The 17,538-nt window shown below is 64.1% G+C and carries 12 protein-coding genes; 5 read left to right on the plus strand and 7 right to left on the minus strand.

Annotated features, from left to right (window positions below; genetic code table 11):
* The first annotated feature begins 6 nt into the window (after window positions 1–6).
* Both JANGC3_RS0106000 and JANGC3_RS0106005 read left to right on the plus strand, forming a co-directional pair.
* Window positions 7–1,854: a PHA/PHB synthase family protein gene (locus JANGC3_RS0106000; RefSeq protein WP_081611779.1), complete on the plus strand. Its 1,848-nt coding sequence runs from the start codon at window positions 7–9 to the stop codon at window positions 1,852–1,854.
* Between the two features lie 136 nt (window positions 1,855–1,990).
* Window positions 1,991–5,458 carry a response regulator gene (locus JANGC3_RS0106005; RefSeq protein WP_026132615.1) on the plus strand — a complete coding sequence of 1,156 codons (3,468 nt, stop codon included), beginning with the start codon at window positions 1,991–1,993 and terminating at the stop codon, window positions 5,456–5,458.
* Between the two features lie 46 nt (window positions 5,459–5,504).
* Here the strand turns inward: JANGC3_RS0106005 and JANGC3_RS0106010 are convergent, their stop codons facing one another.
* Window positions 5,505–8,354 carry a PAS domain-containing protein gene (locus tag JANGC3_RS0106010; RefSeq protein WP_017875581.1) on the minus strand — a complete coding sequence of 950 codons (2,850 nt, stop codon included), beginning with the start codon at window positions 8,352–8,354 and terminating at the stop codon, window positions 5,505–5,507.
* Between the two features lie 341 nt (window positions 8,355–8,695).
* Here JANGC3_RS0106010 and JANGC3_RS0106015 point away from each other — a divergent pair, with 341 nt between their 5' ends.
* Window positions 8,696–9,151 carry a tellurite resistance TerB family protein gene (locus tag JANGC3_RS0106015; protein WP_017875582.1) on the plus strand — a complete coding sequence of 152 codons (456 nt, stop codon included), beginning with the start codon at window positions 8,696–8,698 and terminating at the stop codon, window positions 9,149–9,151.
* 121 nt (window positions 9,152–9,272) lie between these two features.
* The gene (locus tag JANGC3_RS0106020; RefSeq protein ID WP_017875583.1) at window positions 9,273–10,172 is read left to right on the plus strand and encodes an alpha/beta hydrolase; all 900 of its coding nucleotides are present in this window, start codon (window positions 9,273–9,275) and stop codon (window positions 10,170–10,172) included.
* A gap of 114 nt (window positions 10,173–10,286) precedes the next feature.
* Here JANGC3_RS0106020 and fusA read toward each other — a convergent pair whose 3' ends face one another.
* Window positions 10,287–12,401, minus strand: coding sequence for an elongation factor G (gene fusA / locus JANGC3_RS0106025; RefSeq protein ID WP_026132616.1), 2,115 nt, complete (start codon window positions 12,399–12,401; stop codon window positions 10,287–10,289).
* Between the two features lie 261 nt (window positions 12,402–12,662).
* Between fusA and JANGC3_RS0106030 the strand changes: the two genes are divergently transcribed.
* Window positions 12,663–13,724, plus strand: coding sequence for a phospholipase A (locus tag JANGC3_RS0106030; RefSeq protein ID WP_017875585.1), 1,062 nt, complete (start codon window positions 12,663–12,665; stop codon window positions 13,722–13,724).
* 354 nt (window positions 13,725–14,078) lie between these two features.
* Here JANGC3_RS0106030 and JANGC3_RS0106035 read toward each other — a convergent pair whose 3' ends face one another.
* The 5 genes from JANGC3_RS0106035 to JANGC3_RS0106055 form a co-directional block, all read right to left on the minus strand.
* Window positions 14,079–14,327 carry a hypothetical protein gene (locus JANGC3_RS0106035; RefSeq protein WP_017875586.1) on the minus strand — a complete coding sequence of 83 codons (249 nt, stop codon included), beginning with the start codon at window positions 14,325–14,327 and terminating at the stop codon, window positions 14,079–14,081.
* An 85-nt stretch (window positions 14,328–14,412) separates the two neighbouring features.
* Window positions 14,413–15,336, minus strand: a complete 924-nt coding sequence (locus tag JANGC3_RS0106040) for a methyltransferase domain-containing protein (RefSeq protein ID WP_026132618.1) — start codon at window positions 15,334–15,336, stop codon at window positions 14,413–14,415.
* A gap of 266 nt (window positions 15,337–15,602) precedes the next feature.
* Window positions 15,603–16,280: an ankyrin repeat domain-containing protein gene (locus tag JANGC3_RS0106045; protein ID WP_017875588.1), complete on the minus strand. Its 678-nt coding sequence runs from the start codon at window positions 16,278–16,280 to the stop codon at window positions 15,603–15,605.
* A 7-nt stretch (window positions 16,281–16,287) separates the two neighbouring features.
* On the minus strand, window positions 16,288–17,067 hold the full coding sequence (locus tag JANGC3_RS0106050) for a TatD family hydrolase (RefSeq protein WP_026132619.1): 780 nt from the start codon (window positions 17,065–17,067) through the stop codon (window positions 16,288–16,290).
* 92 nt (window positions 17,068–17,159) lie between these two features.
* Window positions 17,160–17,537 (minus strand): PilZ domain-containing protein, encoded by a 378-nt coding sequence (locus JANGC3_RS0106055; RefSeq protein ID WP_026132620.1) that lies wholly within the window; start codon window positions 17,535–17,537, stop codon window positions 17,160–17,162.
* Window position 17,538: the final 1 nt, after the last annotated feature.

Genomic DNA, 17,538 nt, shown 5'->3' on the forward strand with positions numbered 1-17,538 from the left:
GTTCACATGCAAATTTCGCAAACAAGGCAAGCGGGCTTGCCAGTCCACTTGCGTTCCGGCAGGCGTCCGGTTCGCGGCGATGTACATCTGGAAACCCTGGTGCCGGGCTGGAACGACGAAGAGGTGCCCAGCATAATCGACCGGGCGATCCACGCGACCGTTGCGCGGGCTACCCACGGCATATCGCCGATCAGCGTCGCGCTGGCGTACGCCGACTGGGCAATGCATCTGATGAGTTCATCCGGTCGATGGCAGGCCTTGATACAGAAAGCGGTGCGCAGGGAGTTCCGGCTGGGCGCCTACGCGGCGCGCTGCGCGGCGACGCAATTCCCGCTCGGGCAGCCCTGCCCACCTTGTATCGAACCCTTGCCACAGGATAAGCGCTTTCGCGACCCGGCCTGGCAAAACTGGCCGTACAACGTGGTTTACCAAGGCTTCCTGCTCAACCAGCAATGGTGGCACAACGCGATGACCGGCATCAGCGGCGTCTCGGCGCACCACGAACACATGGTGTCATTTGTCACGCGGCAATTGCTCGACATGGTGTCTCCGGTGAATTTTATCGCCACCAACCCCGAGGTGCTGGCCGCCGCCGCCAGGGAAGGCGGCAAGAACTTTGTGCGCGGCGCAGCCAATTTCCTGGAAGACTTGCGGCGGGAGGGAAACAAAGAGCCGCCTCCAGGCGCCGAGGCGTTTCGCCCTGGCAAAGAGGTGGCGGTCACGCCGGGGCAGGTGGTGTTCCGCAACCGATTGATCGAAGTCATCCAGTACAGCCCGAAAACGGCGCAGGTGCGCGCCGAGCCGGTGCTGATCGTCCCGGCGTGGATCATGAAATACTACATCCTCGACCTGTCGCCGCATAACTCGCTGGTCAACTACCTGGTCGAGCGCGGCCACACCGTGTTCATGATCTCCTGGCGCAATCCCGGCGCCGACGACCGCGAGCTGGGCATGGACGACTATTTATGGCTGGGCGTATTCGGCGCGTGCAAGGTGGTGCAGGCGATCGTGCCCGAGCGCAAAATCAACGCGGTCGGCTACTGCCTCGGCGGCACCATGCTGGCGGTGGCGGCGGCCTACCTGACCGAATGCGGCGAGACGCCGTTCAATTCCATGACCCTGCTGGCGGCCCAGACAGACTTCAGCGAGGCGGGCGAACTGTCGCTGTTCATTGACGAGAGCCAGATCGTCTATCTGGAAAACCTGATGTGGCAGCAGGGTTACCTTGATACGCGGCAAATGGCCGGCGCCTTCCAGTTGCTGCGCTCGAACGACCTGATCTGGTCGCGCATGGTGCACGACTACTTGCTCGGCCAGCGCGCGCCGATGAGCGACCTGATGGCCTGGAACGCCGACACCACGCGCATGCCCTATCGCATGCACAGCGAATATCTGCGCCGGCTGTTCCTCAACAACGACCTGTTCGCCGGCCGCTACAAGGTCGACGGCAAGTCGGTCGCGCTCAGCGACATCCATGTGCCGGTTTTTGCCGTCGCGACGGAAGCTGACCATGTGGCGCCGTGGCATTCGGTCTACAAGCTGAATCTGGTGGCCGACACCGAAGTCACTTTCGTGCTCACCAGTGGCGGCCACAACGCCGGCATCATCAGCGAGCCTGGACATCATAAACGGCGCTTCCGGATTTCGCGCTGGGAGGCCGACGAGCGCTATGTCGACCCCGACCGCTGGTATCTCGAGACGCCGACGGTGGAAGGGTCGTGGTGGCCGGTATGGGCCGAATGGCTACGCCACAATTCCAGCGCGCAACTGGAGCCGCCGCCGCCCATGGGTGCGCCGGCGAAGGGTTACGCAGCGATCGCCCCGGCGCCCGGCTCGTATATTCACCAGCGCTGACGCTCGCCCAGGCTGAACGCGGCACGGTCGCGGGCGCTGTAAGCGTGTTCGCCGCGTCATTGCCGTGGCGCGCGGCGCGGTTTTTCTTGCGGTTAGGCTAGAATTAGCCACCTTGACAAGCACCTACCCGCGCCAAATGAACCGCCAGCCCACGATCGATCCGCTCAGCTTTCGCCGCATCCTCACCCGCAACGTCACGATCCCCCTGCTGGTCGGCGTCGCCAGCGCCACCGTCTTCGTCGGGCTGGTCATTTATCTGCTGGCGGCGTTGCGCTGGGTCGAGCACTCGGAGCGGGTGATCGGCAAGGCCAATGAAATGACCAAGCTGTCGGTCGACCTGCAAACCGGCTTGCGCGGCTTCCTGCTGACGTCCGACGAGTTGAATCTGGCGCCGTACAAGCTCGCCAAGGCGGGCATGGCGGTGGAAATGCTGGCGCTGCAGGAACTGGTCGCCGACAATCCGGCTCAGCTCGATCGCGTCAAGCGCATCCGGGCCCTGCAGCTGCAATGGGGCGAATACGCGTTCGACATGATCGACATGCGCCGCAAAAACCTCGACTTCCTGTCGCGCGTACGCGCCGGCGAGGGGCGCCAGGAGTTTGAACAGATCCGCCGCGAGTTCGACGCCTTCCTGGACACCGAGCAGCGCCTGCGGCAGGAGCGCAACGACACCGCGCAAGAGCGCACGCTGCTGTCGGTCGGCCTGTTTCTCGCCATCAGCCTGTCGCTGAGCGGGCTGCTGGCCTACCTGGGCCGGCGCGAGCTGCTACGCTTGTCCGAGATCTACGGCGCGGCGCTGCAACAAAGCGCCGACGACAATGCGCTGTTACAACAGCAAGCCTGGCTGCGCACCGGACAAAGCGAGCTGGCCAGCCACATCAGCGGCCAACTCGCCCTGCCGCAATTGGGGAGACAGGCCCTGGAGTTCCTTGCCGGCTATTTGGCCGTGAGCGTGGCGGCGATATATGTGACGGAGGATGACGGCTTGTTGCGGCGCAGTGCCAGCTACGGCTTCAGCGGCGAGCGCGCCCGCACGCCGCAGGCGTTCCGCTTCGGCGAGGGGCTGGTGGGCGAGGCGGCGGCGACGCGACGGCTGATCCAGATCGACCAGGTGCCGCTAGGATACGTGAACGTCACTTCCGGCCTGGGCGCCGCCGCGCCGGTGCATCTGCTGCTGGCGCCCATCGAGAACGAGGGTAAGGTTAATGGCGTGATCGAGCTGGGCTTTAGTCGCCCGGTTGGCGCGCGCGACCTTGAGTTCCTGCGTTTGATCGGCGTCAATATCGGCGCCTCGCTGGAGGCGGCGCTGTACCGCCAGCGCCTGCAGGACGCGCTGGAGGAAACCCAGCAATTGAACGAGGAGATGGAGGTGCAGCAGGAGGAGTTGCGCACCACCAACGAGGAATTGGGCGAACAGTCGCGGGTGCTGGAAGAATCGCAGATCCATCTGGAGCGCCAAAAGGCGGCGCTGGAAGAGTCCAACGGCCAACTGGCAGTGCAGGCGCTGGCGCTGGACCAGAAAAATAGCGCGATCGGCCAGGCCCACGCCCAGCTTGAGCTGCGCGCCGAGGAGTTGCAGCGCGCCAGCCGCTACAAGTCCGAGTTCCTGGCGAACATGTCGCATGAGTTGCGTACACCGCTGAACAGTTCGCTGATTCTGTCCAAGCTGCTGTCCGACAATAGCGATGGCAATTTGACGGTGCAGCAAGTCAACTTCGCCGAGACGATCTACGCGGCCGGCAACGACCTGCTGACGCTGATTAACGACATTCTCGACATTTCCAAGGTCGAGGCCGGCAAGCTGGACCTGCTGCCCGAAGAACTCCGCTTCGCCGACCTGCTGGACGGCTTGCGCAAGACGTTTACGCCCTTGGCCGAGCTGAAGCAACTCGCGTTCACCGTCCAGCTCGGCGCGCGCCTGCCGCCGAAGTTTGTCAGCGACCGCCATCGCCTGGAGCAAGTGTTGCGCAACCTGCTGTCGAACGCCGTGAAATTCACCGACGCCGGCAAGGTCGCGTTCTCGGTCGACCTCGACGGTGACGACAAGGTGGTCTTCGTGGTACAGGATTCCGGCATCGGCATTGCCGGCGACCAGCAAGACAAGGTGTTCGACGCCTTCCACCAAGCCGACGGCACCACCAGCCGGCGCTACGGCGGCACCGGGCTGGGCCTGTCGATTTCGCGCGACCTTGCCGCCTTGCTCGGCGGCGCCGTCACGCTCGGCAGCACGCCCGGCCAGGGTAGCACCTTCACCCTGACCCTGCCGCTGGCCTGGCGCGACGAGCTGGTCGATACGTCGGCGCCCTCCCCGGTCGCCGCATTTTCTCCGGCGGCCGCGACGCCGCCGGCCACGGTGGCCGAGCCGGAGCACATCGGCATCCCGGCCTTCGCCGACGACCGCGAACGGCAGCAGTCCGGCCGTCGCGCGGTGCTGGTGATCGAGGATGAACCGGCCTTCGCCGGCATCTTGTTCGAGCTGGCGCATGAAATGCAGTACCACTGCCTGGTCGCCCACGGCGCCGACGAAGGCCTGCGCCTGGCGGCGCAGTTCCTGCCGGACGCCATCCTGCTCGACATGGGCCTGCCGGATAGCCCCGGTTTGCTGGTGTTGCAAAAGCTCAAGGGAAACCCGCGCACCCGCCACATTCCGGTGCACGTCGTCTCCGCTTACGACCACGTCCAGGCCGCCATGCAACTGGGCGCGATCGGCTACGCCAGCAAGCCGAGCACGCGCGAAGAACTCAAGCAGGTTTTCCTCAAGCTCGAATCGAAGTTCACGCAAAAGCTCAAGCGCATCCTGCTGGTCGAGGACGACGAGCGCCAGCGCGACAGCGTGATCCACCTGATCGCCGACCAGGACATTGAAATCACCGCCGTGGCCCTGGGCGAAGAGGCGCTGGCGCTACTGCGCACGCAGACCTTCGACTGCATGATCATCGACTTGAAGTTGCCGGGCATACAGGGCAAGGAATTGCTCGAACGGATGGCGCGCGAAGAACTGTGCGCCTTTCCGCCGGTGATCGTCTACACCGGGCGCAACCTGAGCCGCGACGAGGAAAGCGACCTGATGAAGTACTCGCGCTCGATCATCATCAAGGGCGCGCGCTCGCCGGAGCGCCTGCTCGACGAGGTAACGCTGTTCCTGCACAAGGTCGAATCGGAATTGTCGAGCGAGCGCCAGGGCATGCTCAAGCAAGTGCGCAGCCGCGAACGGGTGTTCCACGGCCGCAAGATCCTGCTGGTCGACGACGACGTGCGCAACATCTTCGCGCTGACCAACGCGCTCGAGCAAAAAGGCGTGGTGGTGGAAATCGGCCGCAACGGCATGGAGGCGATCAGCAAGCTCGGCAGCGTGAGCGACATCGACCTGGTGCTGATGGACGTGATGATGCCGGGCATGGACGGGCTGGAGGCGACGCGCCGCATCCGCGCCGACGCCCGCTTCCGGAAGCTGCCGATCATCGCCATCACCGCCAAGGCGATGAAGAACGACCAGGAGGAATGCCTGCAGGCGGGCGCCTCGGACTACCTGGCCAAGCCGATCGACCTGGACCGGCTGTATTCGCTGCTGCGCGTGTGGATGCCGAAAATGGAACGCATTTAGGGCCGCGGCCACTGTCCCGACCCCGGGGTTGCCGCTTGATGCCGGGCTATTGCGCGGCGCCGGCCGCCGGGCTGGCCTTGTGTTTCGCCAGCAGATGGTGGACTTTGCGCGCCAAGTCTTCGCGCCGGTAGGGTTTGCTCAGTAGTTCGATGCCCGGTTCCAGCCGGCCGCCGTGCATGATGGCGTTTTGCGTGTAGCCGGATGTAAACAGCACCGCCAGCTTGGGCAGCAGCAGCTTGGCCTGGCGCGCCATTTCCGGGCTGCGCAGTTCGCCCGGCATGACCACGTCGGTAAACAGCAGGTCGACCGCGACGCCGCTTTTGATGACGGTCAGCGCGCTTTGCGCCGTGTTTGCCTTCAGCACCGAGTAGCCGAGTCCGCGCAGCATGTCGACCACCGCCGTTTGCACGTGCACGTCGTCTTCCACCACCAGGATCGTCTCGTTGCCACCCAGCACAGGGCCGCTCAAGGCGACGCGCAGGTCGGCCAGCGGCTCCAGCGTGCGCGGCAGGAAGATTTCAAACGTCGAGCCATGGCCGGACTGGCTCGATACTTTGATGTGGCCGCCGCTTTGCTTGATGAAGCCGTAGGCCATGCTCAGGCCCAGCCCGGTGCCCTCGCCCTCCTTCTTGGTGCTAAAGAAGGGTTCGAACACCTTGTCGAGGATGTCTTGCTCCATGCCGTGGCCGGTGTCCGTCACCGCCAGGCGCACGTATTGCCCGGCCGGCAACTCGGGCTGCCGCGGGTCGCCAAGCAGGGTGACGTTGTCAAGCGCCAGCGTCAGCTTGCCGCGGCGCTGCATCGCGTCGCGGGCGTTGATGGCCATGTTCAGCAACACATTTTCCAGTTGGTTCGGGTCGATCAGCGCGTGCCACAGGCCGGCGCCGCAGGTGATGTCCGTTTCGATCATTTCGCCGATGGCGCGGCGGAATAGTTCGGCCGTGCCGCGCACCAGCCGGCCCAGGTCGGTCACCAGCGGCTTGAGCGGCTGGCGCCGGGCGAACGCCAGCAATTGCGACGACAGCTTGGCGCCGCGCTCGACCGCGGCGATCGCGGTTTCGACCCGGCGCAGCGCCACCGGGTTGTCGTCGACGGCCATGGCCAACAGTTGCAGGTTGCCGGAAATGATCTGCAACACGTTGTTGAAGTCGTGGGCGACGCCGCCGGTGAGCTTGCCGATCGATTCGAGTTTCTGCGACTGCAGCAGGGCCTGCTCGCTGCGGGCCAGCGCCGTGCGCGCCTCCTTCTCGTCGGTGATGTCGCGTCCGATAGCGTGGATCAGTTCCTGCGCGCCCGCCGCCGTCCAGGAAATCCAGCGGTAGGAGCCGTCGCAATGGCGGTAGCGGTTTTCAAAGCGCAGCGTCGGCACGCCCTGCTCCAGCTTGCCGAACTCGCGCAGTGTGTCGGCGCGGTCGTCGGCGTGCACCAGTTCCAGGAAGTCCATGCCCAGCGACTCGCCCTCGATGCGCGCGAGGATCGCCGACCAGGCCGGATTGACGGCGATGATCATGCCGCTGAAGTCCGCCACCAGCATGATGTCGGTCGACAATTGCCACATGCGGTCGCGGTCTGCGGTGCGGTTGGCAACCTCGATTTCCAACGAAAAGTTCAGATAGGCCAACTTGTCGGCGGCGTTGCGCTGCTCCTGCACGTCGGTGTTGGTGCCGACCCAGCGCACCACCGCGCCGTCCTGGTCGCGCACCGGCACGGCGCGCACCAGGAACCAGCGGTAGGCGCCGTCGGCGCCGCGGCGCAGGCGTAATTGGCCCTCGTACGGCGTGCCGGCGGCCACCGCGCCGTGCCAGGCCTCGACGGCGCCGGCCAGGTCGTCCTCGTGCACCACCTTGCTCCAGTCGTCGATGTCGCTGAGGCCGAACTGGGCGCCGGTGTATTCATAGCCTCGCTCGTTGGCCCAATACAACGCGCCGTCGTGGCGCGCCAGCCAGGCCTGGTTCGGCATCGCCTCGACCAGCGAACGGAATTCCGCCTCGCTCTTCAGCAGCGCCGCGCGGGCCTGCCAGTGCTGGTTGATGTCCTCGGTCGAGCCGTACCATTTCAGTTGCGCGCCGTGTTCGTTGCGCCGGCACAGCGCGCGCGAGCGCATCCAGCGGTACTGGCCGTCGAGCATGCGCACGCGGTGTTCGATGTCGTAGGGGGCGCCGCTGGCCACCGAGGCTTGCCAGGCGGCCAGCGTCGGCGCCAAGTCGTCCGGGTGCATCGCCTCGCCCCAACTGCCCCCCAGGCCGCTGCCGCCGGTCCAGTCGCGCCAGCGCCGCGCCACGTAGTCGAGCTGGCCGTCGGCCTGCGCGGTCCATAGCACCTGCGCGTTCAATTCGAGCGCGTGGCGGAAGTGCTCCTCGCTCTCGGCGACGGCGGCGGCCGCCTGGCGCCGTTCGATGGTGTGGGCGCAGGCGCGCGCCGCCACCGTCATGAGCTCGGTTTCAAGCTGGGTCGGGTGCTTGTTCGCCTTGAACAACTGGCCGAGCACGCCGAGAATGTGGCCGTTGGCGCCGAACACGGGGGCCGCCCAGCAAGCCCGAAAGCCGTGCAGCAGCGCGTCCTTGCGGCCGTCGGTCCAGGTCAGCTCTTGCGCGATATCGCTGGCAAACACCGGCGCGCCGGCAAACGCGGCGGTGCCGAACGGGCTGGTGTGCAGGCCGATCGCGCTGTGCAGCAAGGCGACGCGGTAGTCCTCCGGCAAGCCCGGCGCGACTACCGACGTGAAGCGGTCGGCGTCGTCCAGCAGCAGAATGCAGGCAAGCATGGCGTCATCGGACTGGGTTTCAAGCGCCCGGATAATCTGCTCCAAAGCGCGGGCCAGCGTGGCGCCGCCGGCAACGCTGGCGTTGGCCGCGTGCTCCGCGTCGAGCAAGGAAATGATTTTGTTTGCGTGCACAATATCTTTGGGGCAAGTGTTTAATGGCGGGATAGTACATGTTTCTACAAAAACATGATTTCCGGCAGAATTATAGAACGATATTTGTTTCCTGTGTGCAATTGCGTAAAAAGCCCCGAAAAAGCAAGTCCCGTCTAGGCGCGGTCTCGCCCTAAAGTATACGGCGCCACGGATATTGCCGGCGCCACTCAAGCAAGGGCCAGACCACGGCACGCCAGCCGGCCACGATTCTATCGTGGCGATAGTTAAGGGTGGCTTAAGCGGTGCGCTTATCCGCATAGCAATATGGAAAAGCGGAGTAGAATTGCCGTTCTTATCAACTGGACATACCGGAGAACATAATGAGTTTCGACAATTTTCTGACTCGCCTGAAAACCAAAGCCGGCGAACTGAAAACGGATGTACTGAAATTCAAGAACAAGGACTTCATGAACGCGGCCATGGCCGGCTCGGCCCTGATTGCCATGGCGGACGGCAACATTACCTCGGACGAGAAGCAAAAGATGGTGAAGTTCATCGAAACCCACGACGCGCTGTCGGTCTTCACGACCAACGACGTGATTAAGGCGTTCCAGGAGTATGTCGGCCAGCTTGAGTTCGACAAGGATATCGGCGAATCGAAGGCCTACCAGGCGCTGGGCAAAATGAAATCGAATGCCGAGGCGTCGCGCTTGCTGGTGCGCATGGTGATTGCCATCGCTTCCGCGGACGGTAATTTTGACGCCAGCGAAAAATTTGTGGCGATCAAAATTTGCAAGGAACTGGGGATTCCACCGGCGGAATTCGAGTTGCAATAAACCGCGGGGCGCGCGCGGCAAAGGTGGGGGCGCGGCGCCGGAGGTGGATGACACTTGCGCAACTACCGATGTTGCGGGTAAAGTCCTCCGGGAAAACTTCAACATTTACGGATCCGCCACCATGACCGCAAGCCTGAGCAAGACCGTCGCCGCCACACTGTGCATGAGCACGTTGACGGCGGTGGCGGCGCCAATGACATTGGACGACTATCTGGCGCTGAGCGGGCCGCCACCGACCGCCCGCATCGCCTACGGCAGCGCGCCCTCGCAATTCGTCGAGCTGTTCCGGCCCGTCGGCGCCGGCCCCTTCCCCGTCGTGCTGCTGGTACACGGCGGCTGCTGGACCGTGAAATTCGGCGGTATCGAGCAAATGCACAACGTCGCCGGCGCGCTCGCCGCGCAGGGGATTGCCGTCTGGAGCGTCGAATACCGCCGCGTCGACGAGGACGGCGGCGGGTATCCCGGCACCTACCTGGACATGAACATGGCCATCGACAAGCTGGAAGCCGACGCCGCCGCCTACCAGCTCGACACCGCCCGGGTGGTGGCGGTGGGCCACTCGGCCGGCGGCCAGTTGGTGCAATGGATCGCCGGGCGCGGCAAGTTGCCGCCGTCCAGCCCGATGTTTCGGGCCAACTACCTGCCGATCCGCCAGATTATCAGCCTGGGCGGCCTGGCCGACCTGCGCAACGAGCGCGACTTAATCAAGAGCAATTGCGACCGCGATATGGTGCAACTGACCGGCGTCGCCAGCGCCATGCGACCGGACGTGTTTGCCGACACCAACGCCGCCGAGCTGATGCCCAACGGCAGCACCACCGTGCTGATTACGGGGGAACTCGACACCGTGTCGCCGCCGCGCATCGCCCACGACTACGCGCAGCGCGCGCGCAAGGCCGGCGATAAGGTGGCGACGCTGATCTTGCCGGGCGCCAGCCATTACGACGAGGTGGCGGCCAGTTCGCCGTCGTGGAATTTGATTTTGCCGGAAATTCGCAAGGCGCTGGGGTTGGCGCTTTGATGTTCCTCGGGTTAGCCCGCGAGGGCGTGACCGGCAATGTTGGCTTGGAGCGGGGCGGATTATAACCAAGGGCGAGGGCTGGGGTCGGACCTGAAGGTCCGACCCCGCTTCGCGTCAGCGGTGCTCGGCGCGCGCCGGCGCCGCCACCTGGTCGAGTACGTGCTTGGGCACGGCGGCGTAGTGCTTGAACTCCATCGTGTAAGTGGCGCGGCCCTGGGTCAGCGAGCGCAAGGTGGTCGAATAGCCGAACATTTCGGCCAGCGGCACCAGCGCGCGCACGATCCGCCCGGCGCCGCCCGGGATGTCGTCGACGCCCTGCACCATGCCGCGGCGCGTCGTCAGGTCGCCCATCACGTTGCCCATGAACTCCTCCGGCGTTTCCACCTCGACCTGCATCACCGGCTCCAGCAGCACCGGCGCGGCGCGGCGCATGCCATCCTTGAAGGCGATCGACCCGGCCATGCGGAAGGCGTTTTCGTTCGAGTCGACGTCGTGGTAGGAGCCGAACGTCAGCGTCACCTTGACGTCGACCACCGGGTAGCCGGCCAGCACGCCCGATTTCAGCGTTTCCTGGACGCCCTTGTCGACCGCCGGGATGAACTCCCGCGGCACCACCCCGCCCTTGACCGCGTCGACGAACTGGTAGCCGGTGCCCGGTTCCAGCGGTTCGAGCTTGAGGACGACGTGGCCGTATTGGCCGCGTCCGCCCGACTGTTTGATGAACTTGCCCTCGACCTCGTCGACCGCGCGCGTCAGCGTTTCGCGGTAGGCCACCTGCGGCTTGCCGACGTTGGCCTCGACGCCGAACTCGCGGCGCATCCGGTCGACCAGTATTTCCAGGTGCAATTCGCCCATGCCCGACATGATGGTCTGCCCCGACTCCTCGTCGGTGTGGACGCGGAACGACGGGTCTTCCTGGGCCAGCCGGTTCAGCGCCATGCCCATCTTCTCCTGGTCCGGCTTGGTCTTCGGCTCGACCGCCTGCGAAATCACCGGTTCCGGAAAAATCATCCTCTCCAATACGATAACGTGGTCGGGCGCGCACAGCGTGTCGCCGGTGGTCACCGCCTTCAGCCCGACGGCCGCGGCGATGTCGCCGGCGTAGACGTCCTTGATTTCCTTGCGCTCGTTGGCGTGCATCTGCAGGATGCGCCCGAGCCGCTCTTTTTGCTGCTTGGTCGGGTTGTACACCATGTCGCCCGAATGCACCGAGCCGGAATAGACGCGGAAAAACGTCAACTGGCCGACAAACGGGTCGCTCATGATCTTGAACGCCAGCGCCGCGAAATGCTCGTCGTCGGCCGCATGGCGCTCGACTTCCTGGTCGTGCTCGTCGTGGCCGACAATCGGCGGCACCTCCAGCGGCGACGGCAGGTACTCGACGACGGCGTCGAGCATCGCCTGCACGCCCTTGTTCTTGAATGCGCTGCCGCACAACATCGGTACGATTTCATTGCGGATCGTGCGCAGGCGCAGGCCGAGCTTGATCTCGGCCTCGCTCAGCGCCTCGCCGTTCAGGTACTTCTCGGTCAGCTCGGGCGTGCCCTCGGCCGCCTGCTCGACCATGTTGTCGCGCCACTGCCGGGCCAGCGGCAGCAGCGTCGGCGGAATTTCCGCGTAGCTAAACTGCACGCCCTGGCTGGCCTCGTCCCAGACGATCGCGCGCATCCGCACCAGGTCGACGACGCCCTGGAAATGCTCCTCGACGCCCAGCGGGATCTGGATCGGCACGGCGGTGCCCTTCAAACGCTCGCCGATCTGCTGGCGCACGCGGAAGAAATCGGCGCCGACCCGGTCCATCTTGTTGATGAAGGCCAGCCGCGGCACGCCGTACTTGTTGGCCTGGCGCCATACCGTCTCCGACTGCGGCTGCACGCCGCCGACCGCGTCGTAGACCATCACGGCGCCGTCGAGCACCCGCATCGAGCGCTCCACCTCGATGGTGAAGTCAACGTGCCCGGGCGTGTCGATGATGTTGATGCGGTGCTCGCCCAGGTCGCCGGCCATGCCCTTCCAGAACGCCGTCGTCGCCGCCGACGTGATGGTGATGCCGCGCTCCTGCTCCTGCTCCATCCAGTCCATCGTTGCCGCGCCGTTGTGCACCTCGCCGATTTTGTGGCTGACCCCGGTGTAAAACAGAATGCGCTCGGTGGTGGTGGTTTTGCCGGCGTCAATGTGGGCGCTGATGCCAATGTTGCGGTATCGCTCAATAGGTGTCTTGCGTGTCATCACAATCTCCTTGGAGGCCACGGCACGGATCGGTGTGGTGGTTCTAAAAGTGTAACAGACAACGTTTTACCGGGTTTGGACTGGCGCAGCTTTCCAATTGTTCCGTTGGCGCGACGGCGCACCGCAGAGTTGCGCGTTGTTAATTGATATTCCTATATACTTTGGCCGGCATCAAAGCCAATCCGACAAATGACAAACAATGCCCGCCGCCGTGTCTGCGCGGGCGTCGCAGTTCCCCATCCACGCATTGAAAAAGTCTCTATGAAACCGCAGGTAAAAATGCAGATGAAAAGCATCTTGCTGTCGTCGTTGTTGATCTCCCCCGTCCTGGCGCAAGCCGCCGAACTCGAACAGCAAATGCTGCGCTGCGCCGTCATCGGCGACGCCAGCGCCCGTCTGGGCTGCTTCGACGTGCTGGCCAAGACCGCCGCCGCGATCACCGTCGCCACCGGCGTCTCGGTGGCCGAGTCGACCGCCGAAGTGGCGCTGGTCGTGCCGGCGGTGGCCACGGCCAAGGCGGCGCCGCCTGAATCGGCGATTTCCCGCACCACCCAGCGCTGGGAACTGGACGACGCATCCAAGCGCGGCGTGTTCGCCTTCCGCCCGCACCGCGACAACTACCTGCTGCTGGCCAACTACAGCAACGCCTCCAACGACGAGCCGTTCAAGGAATTCACGCCCGGCGGCATCAAGTCGCAGCACGTCGAGCTGACCTACCAGCTGAGCTTTAAGATGAAGCTGGCGGAAAAACTGCTCAACACGCCGATCGACATCTGGCTCGGCTACACCCAGCAAAGCTTCTGGCAGGCGTACAACCGCGCCGCCTCCAGCCCGTTCCGCGAAACCAACTACCAGCCCGAGGTCATGGCGGTGCTGCCGATCAACAAGAGCATCGGCGGCGTCGACTTCAAGTACGTCAACCTCGGCATGGTGCACCAGTCGAACGGCCAAACGTCGACGCTGTCGCGCAGCTGGAACCGGATCTACGCCGAGCTGGGCGTGGAGCGCGGCAACTTCGCGCTGGCGACGCGGCTCTGGCGCCGCCTCGACAACAGCAAATCGGACAACGACAACATCGACATCACCGACTTCATGGGCCACGGCGACGTGCGCGCCACCTACCGCAACCTGGGCCATGAATACTCGCTGACGGCGCGCCGCAACTTCCATACCGGCCACGGTTCGATTCAGGCCGGCTGGGCCTTCCCGGTGTCGGCCAACCTGAAGGGTTACGCGCAAGTATTCTCCGGCTACGGCCAGAGCCTGATCGACTATAACTACTCGCAGAAGTCGCTGGGCGGCGGGTTCATGCTCGATTTCTAAGAATTTTCGTGGGTCGGGTTAGCCGGAACGGCGTAACCCGACTGGCGTCGGCGGCGCCTCGGCGTCGGATTACGCGTTACGACGATGGCGCGCAGCCCGGACACGGCGTCGACGCCAACGCCGATCAGCAGGAACGGCAGCAGGACTAGCCAGAAGATGGGATAGAGAATGAGGGCCACAGTAAGACAAATGTGCGGGGCAAGCCTTGCTTGCCCCGCTACTGCACGCACTATATAAAAGCGGGCCGATACGGACAAGCGCCGTGCGACGAACTGCAATATGGCGCGACCAGCGGGCGAAAAACGGGGTTGAACGGTGTTGCGGGAAATAAATGCGTATGCCGTCCGGCGCCCGTTATTGTCCCAGGCAAATGATTTTAGTCAGGTATTCATGGGCGTTCGCCTTCTTCTTGCCGGCCCATTCAATGACCTGGTTGGCGTCGGCGATCGTCATCACGGTGGCCTTGTCTTTCGACTTGATGAAGGAAACGCCTTCAAAGGCGCCCTCTTTGCTGCGCATTACCTTGGCAAACACGGGCGGCTTCGATTCCGCGTCGCCGATTTTGTTTTGCTGCACGAGGTAGCGTTGGTCGTTCTGTTCCATATAGCTTTGTAGTCTGAGGTGGTAAAAGACGAAATATACCCCGCCGCAGTCCGTCTGCGTGGGGTTTTTTCATTTTTTACCGGCCTTAAGCGTAGACGGCGGGCCGTTGCGTCGGCTGGTGCGCGGCCTGGTAGACGACGGCCACTTGGATCGCCGCCTCCAGCGAGGGGATCGAACCGCCCGCGCGGTACTGGAAGCTCACCTGCAACACGTCGCCGGCGCAGACCGGGAGCGGCGCGGCCAGCGGCAGGCTCATGTAATGGTTGAGCCAGTCTATTGTCGTCGAGCGCTCCGCCATCACGGCCAGGATGTTCTTGGTGACGAAGCGCAGCGAGTTCAAGATGCCGCTGCGCTCGATGACGAACTTGCCGTTGAAACTGAAGGTCGAATCGGTCGGCTGGGTGAAGTCGACGATGCCGTACACCGACGGCGGCGCCAGTTCCAGCACGCCGGGGTGCACGGCCGTGGTTTCCTGGAACTGCACGATGGGCGCGTAAAAGCCCTCGAAATCGTATTCCTGCTGCATCGGTTGCACCGCCATGATGACCGCCTCGGGCAGGAACACCGGCAGCGGGCCGCCGAAACGCTGCAGATAGCGGCGTTTGAACGACTCGATCACCTCGACCTGCTTTTCGCGCAGCATGCCGACATGGATCATCTCGCAGATCACGACGTCGACCGGCTCCGGCGGCAAGTATTCGAAGGCGTCGGCGTGCACCACCTCGACCTTCTCGCCGTTCGGGTTGAGGGCCAGCATTTTGCGCGCTTGCTGGACCATGTCCGGGTTGAACTCCACGCACCAAACCTTGTCGGCCTTGGCCGCCGCGAACCACGACAGCACGCCGGTGCCGCCGCCCAGTTCCAGCACCTTCATGCCCGGCTTGACGGCGTAATCGATTGCCGACTTGAAGCCGTGCATGCGGTTTTGGTCCATCAACATATTGTGGTGGTAATGGACGGGAATGAATTGTCCCAAGTAGCAGCTTTCGATTTCTCGTTCATTCAACATAGTGATCCTTTGGGATGGTCGGTCCACGGCCGCCGCTGCGGGCCGATCGGTCTTGTCGTTCCAGAACGCGATGAAATCACACGGGCTGCGCGACGGCTTGCGGCAATACAGCCTGCGTCGGTTTGAATGATGACTGCCCATGTTTCTTTCCTTCCGTTAATGTGACGAAACCATTATCGCCAATAGTGACGGGAAGCAAAGCTGTGAGCTGGGCGGCAATTCCGCGCCAGTTCGCGTAATCGGCGCGGGGCAAGGCAGTGGGCGGACTATTTTCCGGCCTTGGCCTTCAGGTGGGCGTTGATGATATCGGCGACGTAAACCTTGTCGGTGGCCATGGCAAACTGCACGGCGGTCCAGCCGTGCGCGCTCTTCAGCGTGGCGTCGGCGCCCTCGTCAAGCAATAGTTTGACGGTGTAGTCCTTGCCGTCGCGCGCGGCCACCATCAGCGGCGTGATCTTGGCCGGCGATTCGGCGTCGATATAGGCGTGGCGTTCAAGCAGAACGCGGACGATGGCGTCGTCGCCGATCGAGGCGGCGTAGTGCAAGGCGGTCCAACCGGTCTGGTTGACGTTCGCGCCCTTGGCCAGCAAGGCCATCACGGCCGGCATGTTGCGCTTATAGGCGGCCATCATCAAGGCCGTGTCGCCGTTGCCGGAGCGCGCCTCCAGATTGATGCGCGGCTGCGCCAGCAACAAATTGAACACCTTGTTGGAACCTTCGCGCAACGCCAGCACCATGCCCGGGTCGCCGCGCTGCGGCTCGGCCAGGTTCGGGTCGACGCCGGCCGCCAGCAACTTGCCCATGGTGCGGGCGTCGTCGATCTGCGCCGAACGGGAGAAATCGTAGGCATCGTCGGCCGCGGCCGGCGCGCAGACGCCGGCGCCGAGCGCGGCGGCCAGCGCGAACGCGCCGGCGCGGCGCCGCAGGGAGAAGAGCTTTAACATGAGGAAGTCACCGTACTACGTTGAATAGATTGAAGAAATTATCCGTCGTCTGGCGTGCGACGTCGGCCAGCGGAATGCCCTTTAGCGCGGACAGGTATTCGGCGACATGGGCCACGTAGCCTGGCTCGTTGATGCGGCCACGGAACGGCACCGGCGCCAGGTAGGGCGAGTCGGTTTCGATCAAGATGCGCTCCAGCGGCACTTCGCGCGCCACCGCCTGCAAATCCTTGGCGCTCTTGAACGTCACGATGCCCGAAAAAGAGATGTAGAAACCCATGTCGATGGCGGCCCTGGCCACGTCCAGCGATTCGGTGAAGCAATGCATGACGCCGGCGACGCCGCCCGCGTCGGTGCCGGCGCCCTCCTCGCGCATGATGCCGATGGTGTCCTCGCTGGCGGCCCGGGTGTGGATAATCAAAGGCTTACGGGTGATTCTTGATGCTTTGATGTGAGTGCGGAAACGCTCGCGCTGCCACTCCAGGTCGCCGGTCAGGCGGAAATAGTCCAGGCCGGTCTCGCCGATGGCGATAATTTTCGGGTGGTCCGACAGGCGCACCAGCTCGTCGACCGACGGCTCCGGCGTTTCCTCGTAGTCGGGATGGACGCCGACCGAGGCGAAAATATGCGGATACTGTTCGGCCAGCGCTAGCACCTGTGGAAAGTCCGGCAGGTCGACCGACACGCACAAAGCGTGGGTGACCTTGTTCTCGGCCATCTTGGCGAGGATCTCGGGCATGCGAGCGGCCAGCTCGGGGAAATTGATATGGCAATGAGAATCGATATACATGGCGCGATTGTACGCGAGCGGCGCGGCGCTCGCCAGCGCGGGGACCGGACCGCGCCGGCGCCGGTCCAGGGCGCCGCCGGACGGGGCGGCCGCTACAGCGTGTGGGTGGCGCGCGACGAACGCAGCGCGGCGCCGAGGATTTCCTCGATGCGCAGGCGGGCGCGCTGGCCGCTGTCATCGTCGGGAAAGTGCACGCCTATGCCTTGCGCCTTGTTGTTGTTGGCGCCGGGCGGCGTCAACCAGGCGACCTTGCCGGCAATCGGGTATTTGTTGGCGTCGTCCATCAGCGCCAGGATCAGGTAGATCTCGTCGCCGATCTTGTACGGTTTCTGCGTCGGCACGAACATGCCGCCGTACTTGAGGAACGGCATGTAAGCCGCGTACAGGGCGGCCTTTTCCTTGATCGCCAGCGACAGCACCGTCGGCCGGCCTATCGGCACGGCGGTCACGTCAGTTGGGCTGCCTGTCATT

The organism is Janthinobacterium sp. CG3, assembly GCF_000344615.1.
GTDB lineage: Bacteria > Pseudomonadota > Gammaproteobacteria > Burkholderiales > Burkholderiaceae_D > Janthinobacterium.